Origin of the sequence: Rhodococcus sp. EPR-134 (genome assembly GCF_001647205.1) — a bacterium.
In the GTDB taxonomy this organism is placed as follows: Bacteria; Actinomycetota; Actinomycetes; order Mycobacteriales; family Mycobacteriaceae; genus Rhodococcus_F; species Rhodococcus_F qingshengii.
The window spans coordinates 1-1,746 of the sequence record NZ_LVCT01000111.1 but is presented as its reverse complement, the minus strand read 5'-3'; the positions used below and the strand labels follow the sequence as shown (position 1 = coordinate 1,746).

The following is a 1,746-nucleotide window of genomic DNA, read 5'->3' as shown; positions in this document are numbered from 1 at the left end:
GTCGCCGCTGTTCACGCAGGCTTCGATTTCACCCGTAACGCGCTGTTGGTGTTCGGCCCCCTCCTGGTAGCCACCGTTGCAGTCGGTGGATCCCTGGCGATTCACGCAGCGCTGACCTCCGCCGGACAACGATGGCTCTTCGTCATGCCGCGCCGGAGCACCTCATGACACCTTCGTCGTACATGTTCCCCCAGCCCCCACGCCGGAAAGCGCAAACGTGACCTCGGCACTGACCATCCTCTCCCAAGCCCTCGTGTACGCCCTGCCGCAGCGCTGGATCGCGAGGCTTCTGCGCTACCCCGAAGCCGTGAAATTCCTCCTGATCGCAACAGCGGGCACCATGGCCACGACGACACTGTTTTCGATCCTGAAATGGACGGCGCTCACAGACAATCCGGTCACAGCGCACATGCTCGCCGCACTGATCTCCGCCGTGTACGCATACATCCTGTGCCTGGCATGGTCGTTCGCCGACATCGATCATGCAAGCGGAGGACGCTGGGCAGCAACCTTTTTCGCCCTCATGGCAGTCTCCATCACTCTCGGTGCCATTCCCCTCTGGATTGCCCGATACCACCTGGAATTGAGGGAACCCCACGTGCATGCCCTCACTGAAACCGCAAGCGATTTCGTCGCGAGCACCGTGGTCGGTGCCTTTCTCTCGACGTGGTTCCTCTGGCACGCGTGGCAGCGAGTTCGCTCGACTTCGGCCGCGGACTTCGACGCCGCTGCCGTCCCGGCGACGGAGAGGCTCGACCCACCGGCCTGACCACCCATCCGCCACCTCACCGGAAACCACTCCAGGTGTGAACTCATGAAAGTGACGGCATGACCATCACATCCGATGCATCGACCCGCCTCCACGCACTCAGCGAATGGATCAACGACCATCCCACCGCCACGTTCGTGGTTTTGTTCGTCCTTGCCGTACTGCTGGTAGTCCTCGCAGTATGGGCAATCTTTCGCTGAATCACCTCAGCTGGCCCCGCAGCCCAGGGGTTCGTCGAGCGTAGATGCCGGCACTGCAGTTGTAATCAGGTGGCAGGCTCGGTGATCGTTGCTGGTGGAACCGCGAAGAGGCGATCGAGGTGGTAGGTGATTACTTCGGTGGCTCGATCTATGGAGCGCTGACCGACCAGGATGCTCGTGCCCAGACCGTTGACCAGTGCCACCAGGCGTGCAGCCTCAATCGCCGCGTCACAGTCGACAAGTTCGTCGGCATCCGCCGAGCGTTGCAGTGCTTCGGTGAGTTGGCGCTCCAGTCGGTCGATGCCGCTGATGGACGGATGCCGTGCAACCTGAGTATTGGTCATCGCGAGAACCGCGTAGGACATCCACACCAGATGAAACATGCTGCTGGGTTCGTCGGTTGGCAACGCTTCGGCCGCGAACGCATCGATGATCGATCGTGGTGGCGGAGGACTCGGAAGATCGGCCAGTCGTTGTGCCCATCGCTCCTGGCTACTTTGTTCCAGATGTTGGAGAGCGCCGACCAGGAGCTCCTCTTTGCTGGTGAAGTAGTACTGCACCAACCGCAGCGACACACCGGCTTCGGCGGCGACGGATCTCATTGTTACCGCATGCAGACCGTCTCGATTGGCGGCACGAACAAGCGCCTCGGCAATTTCTGCACGGCGCCGGGTGGGGTCGGGTCTGCGTGGCACCGTGAAATCTCCCTGCATGTGTCGAACCGATCCTGGTACAGCCGTAGATGATACGTCTGTACCGCTTGTCTTGTGCTCGGAA

3 protein-coding genes are annotated in these 1,746 nt (G+C 61.3%); 2 read left to right on the top strand and 1 reads right to left on the bottom strand.

Features of this window, described 5'->3' with window-relative positions; genetic code table 11:
* Positions 1 to 217: 217 nt before the first annotated feature.
* Positions 218 to 769 (top strand): GtrA family protein, encoded by a 552-nt coding sequence (locus A2J01_RS05300; protein WP_003944671.1) that lies wholly within the window; start codon positions 218 to 220, stop codon positions 767 to 769.
* Positions 770 to 828: 59 nt separating this feature from the next.
* On the top strand, positions 829 to 969 hold the full coding sequence (locus A2J01_RS35640; protein WP_003944648.1) for a hypothetical protein: 141 nt from the start codon (positions 829 to 831) through the stop codon (positions 967 to 969).
* Between the two features lie 65 nt (positions 970 to 1,034).
* Here A2J01_RS35640 and A2J01_RS05295 read toward each other — a convergent pair whose 3' ends face one another.
* The gene (locus tag A2J01_RS05295) at positions 1,035 to 1,664 is read right to left on the bottom strand and encodes a TetR/AcrR family transcriptional regulator (RefSeq protein ID WP_054802509.1); all 630 of its coding nucleotides are present in this window, start codon (positions 1,662 to 1,664) and stop codon (positions 1,035 to 1,037) included.
* Positions 1,665 to 1,746: the final 82 nt, after the last annotated feature.